We start from the raw sequence: 15921 nt of genomic DNA on the forward strand, positions 1-15921 counted from the left end.
GGTCAGTGGTGCGGTCACGGGGTGGCGGTAGCGAGGCAGGCGAGCGCCGCACGGCCGTCGCCGGCGCAGCGTTCGTAGGTGCGCAGCCGGGCGTCGAGGGCGCTCGAAGCGCGATGGTCCGTGGCCTCCTCCTCGGCCAGGGTGGACAACGCGTCGTGCAGCGCGGCCGCGGCGGTGCGCAGGTGGTCGAGCGCGGGGTCCGCTTCGGTGATCGACTGCGCCCACTCGTCGCCCTGATCACCGAGGGCGCGGATCGCCTCGGCGAACTGCTCTTCGCGGTCTCTGTCCTTCCGGCGGTCGCGCAGGATGAGGCCGAGCTCGATTCCGGTCGTCAGCACCTGCAGTCCCGCGCCGGTCCGCCGCGCGGTCCGGAGCACCATTGCCGCCTTCGTCTGAGAGTCGTGGGCGACCCGCAACGCGGCCCCGAGCCAGACGCTGCGGAAGGCACCCTGACGCAGGAAGGCTCCGGCGGCGAGCCCCTGCGCCGTGGCCGCGCCGGTCCGCAGCACCTTGGTGTGCTGGAGGTGTCCGGCGACCCGGATCACCTTGTCCAGTGCGGAGGCCCCTTGGTTTACGGTTTCGTACTGGTCCGAGCGGTCTTCCGGGAACTGCACCGGGGCGAGGCCGGGGACGTCACCGAGATTCCGCCGGAAGTCGCGGGAGCCGACCGTGCGCCGGAGGAGGGCCACGACTTCGTCAGAGCACTCCAGCACCCGGTGCTCGGTGTCGGCGGACCACTCGCGAACCGCCTGCCCGATCTCTTCGTCGTCCCAGAACCGGACCGCGCGTTCCAGGATCGTCGCCCGGCTGTCCCCGTCGGCGAGCAGCGCGCTCTCGATCAGCTGATCCAGTGCGTTCGCGACGACGTGGCGCAGGGTCTGCCCCGCTCGCCGCTCGACGAGGTCGAAGGAGTGCACCGCGTGCTCGATGTCGGCGCGCAACCGCGCGCGCAGCACCATCCGGTGGTGCACCGTATCGCGTTCCGCTTGCGTCGATTTCGTGAGCGCGCCCAGCCGGGCGAGGCCGCCGTGCAGCACGGTGACGTCGACGCCGTTCTCCGCCAGCTGCGGGCCGAACCGGACCAGCGTGGCGGTCAACGCGCCGATTCCGTCCCAGGTGCGGTGCGTGTCGTAGTCGGCCGAGATCGCGTCCCGGTCGTTGCCCACCAAGCCGCCGGGATCGGCGGCGGTGAACAGGACGCGGTCGAGCGGGACGGTGACGTGCGCGTCGTCCGGTCCGGCGGCGAGCGCGGCCTGCAGTTCGGTCTCCTTGGCGGCCAGGACCCGTGCGAACCCGGCCATGTCCAGGAATGGGTTTACGCTCAGCTCGTCGGCCCGGTTGACGACGAAGACAGTGCGGTCGAGCTTGGCCAGGACGCCGCGTCGGGGATCTCCGCGGAGGACCAGGTCCAGCCCGGACCGATCCCCGGTCACCGTGTTGGCGCCGACTACGTGGAGCACGAGAGCCGCGTCCGGAATCTCGGCCAGCGCGCGCTCGGTGTGCTCGGGATCGGTCTGCAGGCCCGGTGAGTCGATCAGCCGCACCCCCGCCCACGGGTAGCTGCCCGCCTCGGCGGTGGCCGGTCCGCCGCTGACCCTCAGTTCCTCCGGCTGCCGCTGACCGTCGTCGACCAGGAGTCGTTTGATCAGCGACGACTTGCCACCGCTGTAGTCGCCGAGAACCAGCACGCGCGGGCGCTCGTCGGCCGCCAGCTCGTGCAGTTCCGACAGCAGCGTGGTGGCCTGCGGGTCGTCGGTCAGCGCCTCGGTGAGCCTGGCCAGCCAGGCCCGTCCCGCACCGGGGAGGGGCACCGCGCACGCCTCGGCGAGCACTCGGGGCAGGCGATCGAGGATCCGTTGGTCCATCGGGCTGGTGCCCGCGCTCGTCTGCCTGGTGGGCGGCGGGGCGGGAGCACCGTCCAAGCCCGTCGGGTCGTCACACCACTGCTCGCCCAGCCAGATCGAGCGCCGGACCGTGTCGGCCGGGTGTGCCGTCTCGATCAGGCGAACGGCCTCCCGCAGGACCCCGCTCGGTGCCGGGCCCTCGTCGGCCCACCGCTTGATCTGGTTGCGCGTCTCGCCGACCACTCGGAGGTTGTCCTGGGCGGTGGTTTGGACAGTGCGCAGTGCCAGCGCCTGGTCCACCAGTCCGGTGAGCCGGCCGACCGCGGCTTGCCGCACCACGTCGTCGAACCAGCCGGCCATGTCGTCCTGCACGTTGTCGAACGTCTCGGCCACCGCCGCGCGTGCCGCGCCCCTGGCCCGGGAGAGCTCCTGTTCGCGGCGGCGGGCGCCCCGGCGGCGCAGCCACTTGCGCACGGGCGGTCCGGCCAAGCCGGTCGCGACGCTGGCGGCCAGCAGCGACCAGCCGACGGGGTTCCACGCGTTGGCCGCGCCGGCGGTGAACAAGAGCCCGAGGCCGACCGAGGCGACGCCGGCCGCGTCGCCGCCGTTCTGGGTGGCCCGGCCGGCCCGGCCGGAGACCGTCGCCGTGGTCACCCGGACCGCTTCCAGGTCGGCGACGACGTCCGCCGCCGCGAGCCCGACCTTCGCCGCCAGGTGCTCGGTGAGCTCGGCGGTCAGCCGGACGGTGGCCTGTTCCAGCTCGGCCACTTCGAAGACCCTTCGGTGGAACTCGGCGGCGTCGACTTCACGCCGGTCGCGAATCGCTTCGTCCACGACCTGTTCGGCCCGGTCCGCGGCTTCCCGGCGGAGTTTGCCGAGCGTGGCCGCGATGGCGTTTCGAGCGTGTCGTTGCGCGGTTCCGGCCGGCGGCGTGTCGAAGTCACCGCCGCGTGCCGCGCGCAGGCGGTCCAGCCCCTCGAGGAGGCGCCGCATCGCCGGGTCCGCAGGGCCCGCGGGGTCCGGAACACCGAGTATCGTGAGCAGCTGTTCCAGACCGCGTTCGGTGTGCCGCACCGCCTCGGCTGCGGCCTGGGCGACCTCGTCGTCCAGGCGCGCCGCGGCGCGATCCAGCCTGCCGATGACCCGGCCCAGCACCATGCCGTGCCGGATGCGATGGGCGCCGGTGTCGATCGCGGTCGCCAGCAGGTCTTCGAGGAGCGGCAGGTTCGACCAGTCCAGCAATGTCGCGGTGCCGAACTCTGCACGCTGCCCGCGACAGGATGGCAGCTGGTCCTCGGGCAGCCGGATGGGTTCCCGGACCCGCGCGAACACGGCTCGCTGGGTGTTCAGCGCCACCAGCGGCACGTCCACCAAGCCGACGGCAGCCAGCTTGTCGCGGATGTGGCCGGCGTGTTCCGCCTGCGCCAAGCTCAGCGTCTCCCGGCTTCGCAGCCGGGGTACCCGGGCGGGCAACCGCCAGTTCTGCTGGCGGACGTTGAGCACCACGACCGCCGGCTTGCGGTAGGCGGCGATCCAGTCGGCCACCTTGCGGAACTCGCCCTCCAGCTGGTTCTGATCGTCGAAGCACAGGATGACGATGTCGGCGGCGATCAAGGCCTGCCGGGCCAGCTCCTCGAGCTCCTCGCGGCTCGTGGTGCGACCCCAGCCCTGGATGCCCGGGGTGTCGACGACGGTGCACGTTTCCCAGTCGACCGAGCTCACCTCGGTCGTCCAGTCGGCGTAGCCGGGCGAGATCAGGTCACCGTGGCCGCCGCGCAACGCTTCCAGCAGGCTGCTCTTCCCGGCTCCGGTCCGGCCGAACAAGACGATGGAAAACTTGTCGAACCCGGTTGTCCGCCGGTGGCCGAGCTCGGTGAGCTCGGCCGCGATGTCGCCGAGCACTCGGCGCTCGTCGCGATGGACCGCCGAAGCGAACTCGTCCGGGCAGACAGCGGAAACACTGCTGCGCAGGCGGTCCGCCAGTGCCCGCAGCTCCGCCGCGGTCCGTCGGGCCAGCTCCTGGTTCTCCGCCACCGCTCGCGCGGTCGCAGCACGAAGTCTGCTCATGATCTGCTTTCGACTCGTCAGTCAAGGCGTTCCCGGACTGGACTACGCGGCCGCGGCGCAGAAAGTTCACCGAGCGAGGTGTTGTCGTTTTCTGTCAAGTCGAGGTGATCGGGTATCGGCGTCTTCGCCGCCTCATCGGGATTGGGGTGTGCGTTTTTCCAACCGCGGCCGCCGCTGTGTTCCGATGTGAAATTCGGTATAACGGTGCAGATATCGCCGGCGTCCGGCCCCCCGGCGGAACCAGTGGCCCCCTACCGGAAGTGCGAGGTTGGAGCTTGACATGTATGACCCGGTAGGGGGTGTCGCCGAGTGCGCCGGGTGCCGTCGGCAGATGCTCGTCGAGCTGCGCATGATCCGTAATCTGGAAGCCGAGCCCCAGGTTCTCGACGAAATCCGGGAGGGGATCATCTTCGACTTCGTCTGCCGCTACTGCCACAGCACCACGCGGCTTCCGCATCCCCTGCTCGTCTACCACCAGCGACACCTGCCCACGATGTTGTTCGTCGCGGTGCCGGGGATGAGCCGCCACGACAGCCAGTGGACCGGGTCGGATCTGGCGCAAGTGGTCCGCACGGCCGAAAACCTGACCGAGGCACCGCACATCGGCTGGGGCGAACTCGAGGCGATAACCCCGGTCATCGAGAAATGGATGGCGGATGTGACGCCGGCGGCGGTCCAGGAGGACGCCGCGCCGGCGGAGGAGCCCCTTCCGGACGATCTGGAAGCTCTGCTCGCCCGGATTCGGGAGCGCCTCGATCCGTCAGCCGCTGTGGCGGACCAGCTGACGCAGGTTGACACCTCGCTCGCGGAACTGAGCCTTGCCCGACGGCGCTTCGGCGAGGCAGCCGACCGGCGCATCGCAGAAGTGACTCCGGTGTTGGAAAGGCTCCGGATCGCCGTGGAGCTGACCCAGATCGAAGAGCTCATCGATCCGGTGCGCGGCCCGACACCGCAGGGGTTCGAGCGGGCGCTGATCCAGTCGACAGCATTGGAGAAGCGGGCCGAAGGCAGCCAGCGGGTGCACGCGAACGTCTACCGCGCCCTGGCCCGCTTCAAGCTGAACGAGCACAGCGGTGTCCAGGACCACGCTGAGGCGATTGCCATCCTGGAGCCGGTCTTGCCCGTGCTGCGCGCGGAAACGGAGCGCACCTGGCTGGCCGCTGCCCTGAGCAACCTCGGCATGATGTACTACGAACAGAGGCAAACCGGCGATGCGGGTACCTGGATCGAACGGTCCATCAGAGTCGGTGAGGAAGCCCTCGGGCTCCCGGAACTGAGCCGGGTCGACAGCCTCCGCGACCGGGCGCGTCGCGTCGCCGTTCTGGGCAACCTGCACAACGCTTACGGTGCCCGCCTCACCGGCGACCGGGCGGAGAACGAGGCACGTAGCTTCCGGCTGGCCGAGGAAGCGCTGGCGCTGCTCGACCCTGCGGAAAGTGCCTTCACCGTTGCGCTTCTCCGCAACAACCTGGGTATGCAGTATTTGCGCTCGCAGCACGGTGACCGGTCGGCCAACATCGAGAAGGCCCGTGCGGAGCTGGAATTCGCCGCAGCCGGGTGGCGGCGCGACCACGCTCCAATGGAGTGGGCGATGGTCCAGAACAACCTCGGGGTCTGCTATCAGGAGCGCTACGCCGGTGACCGAGCCGGTAACATCGAGATGGCGTTCACCTGCTTCAGCAATGCGACGGCCGCGACCCGCCGGGAGAACAACCTCGCCGAATGGTCGAGGGCCCGGCTCGGACTGGCGATGACCATGCTGGAGCGGGATCTGGAACCGGCCGAGCCGTTCGAGCAGCAGTCCGTCGACTTGATCGAAGAGGTTCTCGCGGCCGTCGAGCCCGACAGTCCCATTGCCGGTGAGTGCCATCAGCAGCTCGCCACCCTCTTCGGCCGACGGGTGAACAGCGGGGCCGTCGAGTACGCCGGCCGCGCCCTGGAACACGGTGCGCGGGCGATCAGCTACCACGACCGCGACCGCATGCCCAGGCCCTGGGGCCTGATGATGTCCGGCCTCAGCCTGGTCAAGGCACAAATGGCGGATCCGGATCTGCCTGGGTCGCTGGCCTTCGCCGAGGACGCGATCGATGCGCTGCCGCGTGACCGCCTTCCGTTCGAGTGGGGAATCGCCCAGCTCAACAAGGCAGTCGTGCACCAGATCCACGGCGACCCGGGCGCGGCGGTCGTGCATGGTGAACTCGCGTTGCAGGAGCTGACTCCGGCGCGGGCGCCGGGCATCGCCGCCCGGGCCGCCGGCGTCGTCGGCGAATGCCACGCCGAGGCCGCGCACTGGCCGGAGGCGGCCGAGGCCTTCCAGACCGCGGTCACCGCATTCCGGTACGCATACCAAGACGCGGCGCGGGCGTCCGCCCGAACGGCCCTGTTCCGGCAGGCCGGCGTAGCGCACACTTCCGCGGCGTACGCGACGGCCCGCGCCGGCGATCTCGCACAGGCGGCGACGCTCGCCGAGGCAGGCCGGGCGTTCGCTTTGCGGGAGGCCCTCGAACTCGACCCGGCCACAGTGGACCTGTCGGCCGACCACGACTCGGACGAGTACCGGCAGTACCACCGTGCCCTCGCGTCGGTGCGGGCCGCCGAGGCCGCCGTCCGGGCGCCGTGGCTCGCCCATCCGCGTACCACGGCCCAGCAGGCTCGCTCCGAGGACCGGCAGCGACAGTCCGAGCTGGAGTCGGCCCGGCGAGCGGCGGAGCAGGCGCGCGCCCGGCTGACCACCCCGGCGCCGACCGACGTCGCCGCGATCCGCCGGTACGCCGCCGGGTTGGACGCAGTCGTCTACATCCTGTCGTCGGCGTGGGGCACGGTCATGCTCACCCTTCGGCCGGAAACCGGGCTGATCGAGAAGCGGGAGCACGCATTCACGCACGACGACCTGGCCGCGCTGCTGCTCCACCGCGACGGGCCCCGCGGCGGGCTGCTCGTGGGCGCGGTGCTCGGTGGCGACCTGATGCGGCACGCGATCGAGGACTTGCAACGGTCGCCGGTGGCGGAATGGTTGCGGGACGGCCTGCAGGGTCTCGGGACGACCATGATCGTCCCGATGGGCCCGTGGAGCGCCGTGCCCTTCGCTCTGTTCACCGAAGACGGCTCGGTCCTGCTCCACGCCGTCTCCGCCGAAGTCCGGCACCACTGCCGCACGAGGCTGGCACGGGAGAGCGGACGGCGACCCGGCGTGCTCGGCTACGCCCACCGATCCCTCCCGCTGGCGAGCCGCGAAGTCGAAGCCGTCGCCGCGGCGTTCAGTGACGGGATCACGGTGCCGGCGGGGCCGTCGGCCAAGGATGAACTGCTGGCTGCGCTGGCGCGATTCGATCACCTGCATCTCGCCACGCATGGGGTCTACCGGCTCGACGAGCCTGCCGAATCAGCCATCTACGTCGACGAGGAACCGTTGTCGCTGCGCGAACTCATCCAGCACCAGCTGCTCAGCGGCGTGAGACTCGCGTTCCTCTCCGCCTGCCAGACGGGGATCAGCGACGTCTTGTCCGCACGCGACGAAGTCGTCGGCCTGCCCTCCGCGTGCATCCACAGCGGCGCAATCGGCGTCATCGGAACGCTGTGGCGGGTGGACGACGCGGCGACCCTCTTGTTCGTCCAGGCGTTCTACCGCGAGTACCGCAGTTCGGAGCCGCCGGTGGCGCTGGCCCGTGCCCGCAAGTGGTTGCGCACCGTGTCCGCCGGCGAGATTCTCCGAGAATGCGAAGACCTGCCGCCGGCGCTCGAGTTCCTGCGACTGCGGCCGCTGACCGACCGCCCGTTCAGTGAGCCATACTTCTGGGCGCCGTTCATCTACGTAGGTGCATGAGGAGCTCCGAGTGTCCAACGAAGAATCGTCGATCCGCGGTGCCGCGGCAGCCGTGCGGCCTCACCTGCCCGAACTGATCGGGACGGAGTCGGCGGCCACGTTCACGGCCGAGCTCGCGGCTGCACCCGACGACGAGAGCCTGGTATCGGTGATCAGCCGGCAGGACCGGGTGCGCGAGTGGATGTCCGACTACCTGGAGGCGGTCTCGGCGAGCGAGCGCGACTACGCCCGCTTGAGCGGTGATCCCGGGTTCGTGCGGCCATCCGCGACGTTCACCTGCCCCGAGGGCACTCTGGTCTGGTACCGGCGCTTCGTCGGGGAGCGACCGCCGAAGTGCCCGGTGCACGACGTCGACCTGGTCCGTACCGAGGAAAAGCCGTGATCGACTCGATCTTCCGGACGGTCAGTGGGCGGGCTTCGCAACGCATGTTCGGCGCGGCGCTCTTGGCGGCGGCCTTCCTGGGCGCGGCCGTCGGTGCGTGGTCCAGCCACGACGGCGGGGCTCTGATCACCCGGACGACGCGGTGGCTGGCCGGACGCTCCGGTTTCGAGCAGGGCCTGGCAACGGCGGCCGTTCTGGTCGGCGTGACACTGGTCGCCGGCATCGTTCTGGGGATGACTCCGCGGGTCCTCAGATGGCTGCAAGGATACTGGCCGACCTGGCTGGACCCCGTCCGAGCGCGTCTGGTGCGCCGCATCACGAGCGCCGCCGACCGCGACGCCGGAACGATGCAAGAGCTCGAACGAGATCAACGCACCGATTCCCGGCTGGATCAGCGCCTTCGGCAGCTGCCCAGCATCGCGGAGCGGTACATGCCCACGAAGCTCGGCAACTTGGCGCGGGCCGCCCAGACCCGGCCGATCGACAAGTACGGCCTCGACCCGGTCGCGATCTGGCCGCAGCTGTTCCTCGTCATGCCGGAACCCACGCAGAAGGAGCTCACCGGCGCCGTGAACGGGTTGGAGCGAGCGGTCATGGCGGTGTGCTGGTGCGTGTTGTTCGTCGTGCTCGGCCCGTGGGTATGGTGGGCGGCCCCGCTTGGCATCGCCGCCGCGGTGCTGCTGCAGCGCACCGTCGTCCACGGGGCGGCGCGAACCCACGCCGAACTGATGGAGGCCGCGATCGATCTTCACCGGCTGGATCTCTACCGGAAACTGCGCTGGCCCCTGCCCGCGAACCCAGCCGAGGAACGTGCGCTGGGGGAGCAGCTTGTGTCCTACCTCAGGTACGGCTCGGACAGCGCGAAGCCGATGTTCACCGAAGTCGAGTAGGCAACGACTGTCCGATTCCGGGATGCGGGTACGGGAGCGGTCGCGGGGTGCATCATAACTCGCGGCGCGTTGGTTCGGGGGGAGTGAGTTGAGACAAGTGCGGCGATCCTTTGCCCGGCGGACCGTGGGCATCGCCTGCGGCGTGGTGTTCTGTGCGGCGCTCGTCGTGGGCCTGGTGCTGTTGCTGGTCGAGGGAGGACTGGACCAGGGCGACAAGATCGCCAGTATCGTCAGCATGGTGATCGCCGGGATCAGCTTCCCGATCACGGTCTACACCCTTTTCGTGTCGGCCCGGCAGGAACGACAGGCCATCACATCGGACAGCCCGGCCGATCGGCTCGACGTGTTCGCGGACATCCTGGCCGACGCGGTGCGGATGCAGTGGGAATCGGAGGAGCAGGTCAGGCGCGTGCACGACCCGTTCCCGCTGCCGTTCCGGTGGAGTACCGCCGACGGCGAGCTGGCCGATCACTGGCAGAACATCAACGGCAGCCCGGATGATGAAACCGTCTTGGCCTTGGCCGGCCAGGGCGACAACGTCGTCGGCGTCTTCCGCCGGATCCCGTCCGGGAGGCTTGTCGTGCTGGGCGAAGCCGGCGCGGGCAAGACGATTTTGACTTCCCGGTTCGCGCTGACCTTGCTGGACGAGCGTGGCCGGGGGACCGAGGAGCCGGTACCCGTGATCTTCTCGCTCGGGTCGTGGGATCCGGGCCGCGCCTCCCTGCGCGACTGGCTCACCGAGCAGCTCATCACGACCTACCCGGTGCTCGGCCGGCCGGACGGATCGGGGGAGAGCGTCGCGGCCCGGCTGCTCGCGGCCGGCGGATCCTGCCGGTGCTCGACGGCCTCGACGAGGTCACCGAAGGCCTGCGCGGGGAAGTCGTCACCAGTATCAACACGGGTATGCGGCCGGGTGATCGGTATCTGCTGACCAGCAGGCCCCGCGAGTTCCGCGATGCCGTCGAGGCATCCGATGTGCTTACGGCGGCGGCAGTGGTGCAGCTCGAGGCGTTGACGATCGACGATCTCGACCGCTACCTGCCGCTGACGACCCGGAAGGGGCGTGGCTCCGGAACGAAGTGGCACCCGGTCCTGGAGCACACCCGGCGCTCCGGCGTCGACAGTGCGCTGTTCGAAGTGCTTTCGACACCGCTGATGGTGGCGCTGGCCCGGACGGTGTTCAGTGACACCGACGCGGATCCTGCGGCACTGCTTGCGGTCGACAGCCCGGATTCGCGGACGACCCGTGAGGTGCTCGAAGATCTGCTGCTCGCCGGGTTCGTGCCCGCTGTGTACTCCGGCCAGGTCGGGCGTGCCCGCTCGGACCGGGTGCAGCGGTGGCTGCAGTTCCTGGCCTGGCAGATCTGCCGCCGCGAGACCTACGACATCGCCTGGTGGCAGTTGGTGCTGGCCGTGCCGAGGGCCGTGGTGGGTGCCGTGGCCGGAACGGTGATCACGGCCGCGGCATGGCTCGCCGCCGGTTATCCCGGCTGGGCCGGGCGTTGGCCCGACCCCGTTCCCCAGCGCGCGTGGGTGATCGCGACTTTGGTGGCCGGACTGATCACCGGCATCGCCGGGGGGACCATCGTGGGTCAGGCCCGTGGCATCCGGCCCGCCCCGGCCCGCATCCGGCTGCAGGTACTGGGCCGCCTGGGGCAGATCGCCGGACAGCTCGCGGTCAGCTTGCGGGGCTGGCGAACCATCGCGTGGCTTGTCGTGTGGACTGCCGGCGGCGCGCTGTTCGGGGTCGCGGCGTCGGTGTTCGGTCACACCGGCAACGTCGTTCCCGTCGGGCTCGCCGCCGGTCTGTTCGCGGGGTTCGGCATGTGGTTCGTGGTGTCTTTCGTCCGTGCGCTCGGGACTCCGGTCGACCCCACCGAGACCACCAGCCCGGCCGAATTGTTGCGCACTGACCGGCGTGCGGCACTGCGTCAGGGGCTTGCTGTCGGCGTGGGCGGGGCGGCAGTGTTCTGGACGATGCTGGGTTTCGCCTTCGAGCCTGCGTTCGGTGTCCCGATCTCCGTTGTGTTCGCCGGCGGGCGTTGGATTCCCGGCTTCCTGATCACCGTTGCGGCAGGGCTGCTGATCTGGATGCTGTTCGTCACCGTTTGGGGTCCCTGGCTGGTGGCGCGGTTGTGGCTGTCCCTGACCGGGCGGCTGCCGTGGCGTGTGATGCCGTTCCTGGCCGACGCCCACCAGCGAGGAGTGCTCAGGGCAGCCGGCGGGGTCTACCAGTTCCGGCACGCCCGTCTGCGCGACTACCTCGCGGCGCGTTCGAACCGCTCGACCCGTTCAACGTCTTGAAGGCGGCCGGGCGTGGCCGCCTCGGCGGGCAGGAATTGCCGCCGGGTGCAGTCACGGGTAGGCGATAGCGCGTCGGCTACGGGCTGGTGCAGCGCGGCGGGGCAGTCGTCGGTGTGCCGTTGGCGAGGAAGCCGAAGGTGGTCGAAGCGGACGCCTGCAGCGAACCGTTGTACGAGACGTTGCCGACCGAGACGGAGCCGCCGGACGTGGTCAGGTTTCCGTTCCACACCTGGGTGATCGCCGGGCCGCCGGACGTCCAGCCGACCGTCCAGCCGTTGATCGCCGCATTGCCTGCCGTCACCGTGACCTCGCCCTGGTAAGCGCCCTCCCACGAGCGGACCGTCCGGTAGCTCGCGCTGCAGGCGCCGGTCGGGGTGGTGGGCGTCGTCGTGGTGGTGGGCGTGGTCGTGGTGGTCGGCGTGGTGGAGGTCGGCGGGACCGAGGAGCTGAACTGGGTGATGAACTTCCACACCTCGCCCGAGGTCCAGGTCTGCCAGCCACTGCAGGTGCACCCGTCCCGCGGAGCGGGGTCGTGACCCCCGTCGAACGCCGCGTACACGACCGGATATCCCGCCCGGCACCCGGAATACGCGGTCACGATGTGGGTCAGGCTGCCCTGCGACGGCTCAGGCGGGTTCTGCGACGCACAGCCGTTGTTCCGGACGAACGTGTCACGCAGTGACCGGCCCTGCGAAATGTTCAAGACGTTGTCCCTGATGCCGTGCATACCGATGTACGCGACCGGCTGGGTGCCACCACTGCATCCGCTGAGGTTCGCACCGGAATAGACGGCGACCGCACGGAAGACCGTCGGCCGGGCACAAGCCAGCGCATAGCTCATCGCACCGCCATAGCTGAACCCGCCCGCGAAAACCTGCGAGGTGTCGACACACAAAGCCGCCTCGAGCTGCTTCAGCAGGTCGTCGATGAACGTGACGTCCTGACCGCCGGGGTTGGCCCAGCCGTTGTTGTTGCCCTGCGGCGCCACGAAGATCGTACTGTTGTTCGCGTTGTCCGCCAGCCGCCGCAGCCCGTAGTAGGACCAGTTGTAGCCGTCGGACCCGCCCGTGTCGACGTCGTTGGCCGTGCCGCCCAGCCAGTGGAGTCCCACGAACAGGCGGTACGAGTGGTTGTTGTCGTAGTTGCTGGGGATCCGCAGGATGTAGTTACGGTTCTGGCCGCCGCTGGAGATCGTGTGATTGCCGTTCGCCAACCCGGGGGCTTTCCCGCAGCCCGCGGTCGCCGCGGCGGCCGAAGCCGCCGGGGGGAAACCGAGGCCGCCGCTGACCACCAGACCGGTCAGCACGGCCAAGAGAGCTGTCACGAGGGCAATAGGCCCGGCAACGGCGCTGTGTTTCACGATCCACGCACCTTTCACCGAAAATGTCGGTTGACGCCGCCCGCCCGGCCGACCGGCGGCTCTGCCGGGAAGGCGTCGCAGCAGGCGCTGCGGAAACTCTTTCTTGCCCGGGTACTTCAGCCGTCCTGATGAGATCCTCGGTCTGGCCAGCGCTCTATCAATAGCAGCCGGACGGCCGTGCGGCAAGCAGCCGGATGATTGTCCGGCCCGATGCGTCACCGGCCTGCCTGCCGTGGCCTGCCTCGCGAAACTTTCGGAGTGGATCCTTTGGAGGCAAGCAATTATCGCGCTGCGGGGTACGGCGGCGGGGTGATCGAGCACGCCTGTGCATGGCTTTTCCCGGAATGCTGGGCGTGTTCGATTGCCGGCGGAGCCCACCGCCGGGGCGTCGCCCGCCGGCGCACGATCGCCGGTGGGCGCTTCGGTGATTGCCCGTTCAGGTCGCCACGCCGGTGGCCTCGCGCCGATGAAAGTTTCAGCACGGTCGGTCGACGGGTCGCGATCGAACCGAGACCTCCCGGCGCTCGCCAGAGCCGATCCGGGGCTGGTCCGTGTCACGGTCGTGATCACCACACCGTTCGTTGACGAGGCTCGACACCGTCGCTTTGGTGAGCCCGGTCGCCGCCGCGACTTGGGCCCTACGCTCGGCCCTCGGTTGCTGAGGTATCGCAGCACCAGAATCAGGTTGTACCGCCGGACGCTCTGCGGCCGCGCAGGAACGAAGCCCGGCTCGTTCATCTCAAGAAACTTACATATCCTGGATTCGGCCATACGCGCCGTAGGTACGGTTCCCTGTTCTTGACAGTGGCCAGGCCGGCGAGTTTAGTCCACCATCTAGACGAAGTGGTCCAGCGAGGCGCTGCCGAACCCGCACTTCTCCCTGAAATGAGGCCATGCACACGGGCGTGCGTGGTGGGCGGGGGCGTCACTGAGGAGGCAATCGTGCAGGATCGCCACGCATCAAACGCAGATGACTCGACCGCTGGCCGTTCGCAGCTCTCTCGTCGGATGTTCCTCGCCGCAGGCGCAGGGGTTGCTGCCGGGGCGACGTTGGGACTGGCCGGGCCGGCGTTCGCGGACACCGGCAAGGTGCGTGGAGAGATTCCGTTCGGGCCCGTTGTCGTGGCGGACCCGGGAGGGCGGGCGTCCTACGCCCGGGCCGTGCGTCTTACCGCCGGGCGGCCTGCCGGGATGTCGCGGACGCTGCTCGCGACGTTTCAAGGTGGAGGCGGTCCGGGTTTTCCGCTCTACCGGAGCGACGACGATGGCCGCACCTGGGAGAAGCAGGGCAGTGTGCCCAACGCCGATGAGTCCACCGGATTCTCCCTCCATCCGTTCCTGTACGAACTGCCCCGGGCGTTCGCGGGCTTGCCCAAGGGCGCGTTGCTCTTCGCGTGCAACTGGCTGGACAGCTTCACCAGCACCAACATCCAGCTTCGTGCCAGTACAGATGGCGGCCTCACCTGGCAGTTCCTGAGCACGGTTGCCCGGGGCGGACCGCCCGACACGACGAACGGCGCGACGCCGGTGTGGGAGCCTTTCCTGCTGCTGCACAACAACAGGCTGATCTGCTACTACTCCGACCAGCGAGACCCGCACTTCGGTCAGAAGCTCGCCCACCAGACCAGCACGGACCTGCACACGTGGGGTCCCGTGGTCGACGACGCAACCGGAACGGCGTACCCCGAACGACCGGGCATGACCACCGTGGCCAGGCTGAACAGGGGCCTGTGGATCATGACCTACGAATTCGGGGTGCCGGACGACCCTGATAACCCCGATCAAAACAATTACACCTACCACGTGCACTACCGGATCGCGAAGGACCCGGAGTCGTTCCGGTTCTCCAGGGACACCCCGCTCCTCGACCGGAAAGGCGATGCGCCGAACGGAGCGCCCGTGGTGTCGTGGACGGACTCGGGTGGGCCGAACGGAACGATCATCGTCACGGACAACGACAACCAGGACTTCTTCATCAACCGCGACCTCGGCAACGCCGGGAAATGGATGCGGCTGTCCTCGCCCATGCCGGCTGGGTACAGCCGGTTCACCATTCCCCTCGACGGTCTCTCGAGCCATCAGAATCGTGGCCTGGTCTTCGTCATCACGGGAGCACAGTACGGAAAATCCGCGCCTGTCGAGGCGGGCATCATCTCGGTAGACGACTGCGAGAACGCGGGCCACCGACGGCAATAGCGATACCGCCTGCTCCGGCGGCAGTGACGACCTGGTCGCGAAACACGGGCGCACGCCTCCTCCGCAACCGTGCTTGGCGGCATAGCGGCCGGCCGTCGCGGCGGGGTCGGACCATCGTGCCGTCACCACGCAGGTGGGAAAAGACGTTCGAAGTCAAAGCGTTGTCCCGTCTTCCAGGTTGGCGCCGTCAGCTTCAGAAGCGAGACCGCGATCTCGATGAGCCGTTGCCCACCCGCCGGTAATCCTGCGGGAAACGGAATCGAACGCGTCCGGGTGAGGTCAGGCCTGTCCGGCCTGTGCCCACGCGATCAGGTCACGGACACGCCCGGCCTCCGGCACGGCGACCAGCCCCGTCGCCATCAGGGACCACGGCACAGGAAGGGTCGTCAAAGGGACGCGCGAGAACCTGCCGAAAACGATGGTTCCGCTGCCGTCCTGCCGGATCCGGACAACCGGAGGCGGCAGCGTGCCGAGATACACCGATTCCCGCGTCCTTCCCGAGAAGCGATCGGCCAGCACGATCCGCCGGTCGGTCACCACGTACTCGACACCGCGCCGCCTCCGCAACCTGGCGACGACGGGCACCCAGACGAACGCGACACCACCCACCCCGACGGCCCATGCGAAGAACGACAGCGGTTCGTGCCTGGCCACCGGGACCACGATGGTCGCGATCCCCCAGAGCAGGCCGAATGCGAACTGATACCAGTCGAACCGAGCAAAGACGAGACGCTGTGGCCGTCCCGACCACAGTAGCCGCTCACCCGGCAGCAGTACATTCGTCGGCACATCCACGGCGCCCTCCCGGCGTTCTTTGCCGGACTGACGCCCGGGAGGGTGCTCCGGGTTGCTTTAGGCGGCCGAACTGCCCGGGATGGGTGTCAGGCGAGGTGGGCAGCGCTACTTCGAGCTGAGCAGACCCCTCTCGAGCCACACCCCGCCACGGTGCTCGACGGGCGGCACGCCATGTGAGAGCCACACCGACAACGTGGTGGGCAGCCGATGAGAGAGCCACCCGCCGAACACCTCGACCAACCCTGGCCCGGCATCGGTCG

General features: G+C 69.2%; 9 protein-coding genes. 6 read left to right on the top strand and 3 right to left on the bottom strand.

Going from position 1 to position 15921, the window contains the following annotated elements:
* Nucleotides 1-14: 14 nt before the first annotated feature.
* Nucleotides 15-3911 (bottom strand): GTPase, encoded by a 3897-nt coding sequence (locus ACWED2_RS09500; RefSeq protein ID WP_449689989.1) that lies wholly within the window; start codon nucleotides 3909-3911, stop codon nucleotides 15-17.
* Nucleotides 3912-4191: 280 nt separating this feature from the next.
* Here ACWED2_RS09500 and ACWED2_RS09505 point away from each other — a divergent pair, with 280 nt between their 5' ends.
* The 5 genes from ACWED2_RS09505 to ACWED2_RS09525 all read left to right on the top strand — a co-directional run bounded on the left by ACWED2_RS09505 (nucleotide 4192) and on the right by ACWED2_RS09525 (nucleotide 11310).
* Nucleotides 4192-7734: a CHAT domain-containing protein gene (locus ACWED2_RS09505; RefSeq protein WP_449689990.1), complete on the top strand. Its 3543-nt coding sequence runs from the start codon at nucleotides 4192-4194 to the stop codon at nucleotides 7732-7734.
* Between the two features lie 10 nt (nucleotides 7735-7744).
* Nucleotides 7745-8116, top strand: a complete 372-nt coding sequence (locus ACWED2_RS09510; RefSeq protein ID WP_449689991.1) for a hypothetical protein — start codon at nucleotides 7745-7747, stop codon at nucleotides 8114-8116.
* Nucleotides 8113-9006 (top strand): hypothetical protein, encoded by an 894-nt coding sequence (locus ACWED2_RS09515; protein ID WP_449689992.1) that lies wholly within the window; start codon nucleotides 8113-8115, stop codon nucleotides 9004-9006. Before ACWED2_RS09510 ends, ACWED2_RS09515 begins: the two co-directional genes overlap by 4 nt.
* Nucleotides 9007-9103: 97 nt before the next feature.
* Nucleotides 9104-9937: a hypothetical protein gene (locus tag ACWED2_RS09520; protein WP_449689993.1), complete on the top strand. Its 834-nt coding sequence runs from the start codon at nucleotides 9104-9106 to the stop codon at nucleotides 9935-9937.
* The gene (locus tag ACWED2_RS09525; protein ID WP_449689994.1) at nucleotides 9841-11310 is read left to right on the top strand and encodes a hypothetical protein; all 1470 of its coding nucleotides are present in this window, start codon (nucleotides 9841-9843) and stop codon (nucleotides 11308-11310) included. Before ACWED2_RS09520 ends, ACWED2_RS09525 begins: the two co-directional genes overlap by 97 nt.
* Nucleotides 11311-11386: 76 nt before the next feature.
* Here ACWED2_RS09525 and ACWED2_RS09530 read toward each other — a convergent pair whose 3' ends face one another.
* Nucleotides 11387-12670: a cellulose binding domain-containing protein gene (locus ACWED2_RS09530; RefSeq protein WP_449689995.1), complete on the bottom strand. Its 1284-nt coding sequence runs from the start codon at nucleotides 12668-12670 to the stop codon at nucleotides 11387-11389.
* A gap of 942 nt (nucleotides 12671-13612) precedes the next feature.
* On the opposite strand from ACWED2_RS09530, the gene ACWED2_RS09535 reads away from it, so the two are divergent.
* Nucleotides 13613-14866, top strand: coding sequence for a sialidase family protein (locus ACWED2_RS09535; protein WP_449689996.1), 1254 nt, complete (start codon nucleotides 13613-13615; stop codon nucleotides 14864-14866).
* 279 nt (nucleotides 14867-15145) lie between these two features.
* Here ACWED2_RS09535 and ACWED2_RS09540 read toward each other — a convergent pair whose 3' ends face one another.
* A complete protein-coding gene (locus tag ACWED2_RS09540) occupies nucleotides 15146-15661 on the bottom strand; it encodes a hypothetical protein (RefSeq protein WP_449689997.1) in 516 nt (171 codons plus the stop codon).
* Between the last annotated feature and the right edge of the window lie 260 nt (nucleotides 15662-15921).

This window comes from Amycolatopsis sp. NPDC005003, assembly GCF_053600695.1.

Excerpts from the sequence above, each read along its gene's own strand:
- ACWED2_RS09500 (WP_449689989.1), bottom strand. The coding sequence starts at position 3,911 with ATGAGCAGACTTCGTGCTGCGACCGCGCGAGCGGTGGCGGAGAACCAG.
- ACWED2_RS09505 (WP_449689990.1), top strand. The coding sequence starts at position 4,192 with ATGTATGACCCGGTAGGGGGTGTCGCCGAGTGCGCCGGGTGCCGTCGG.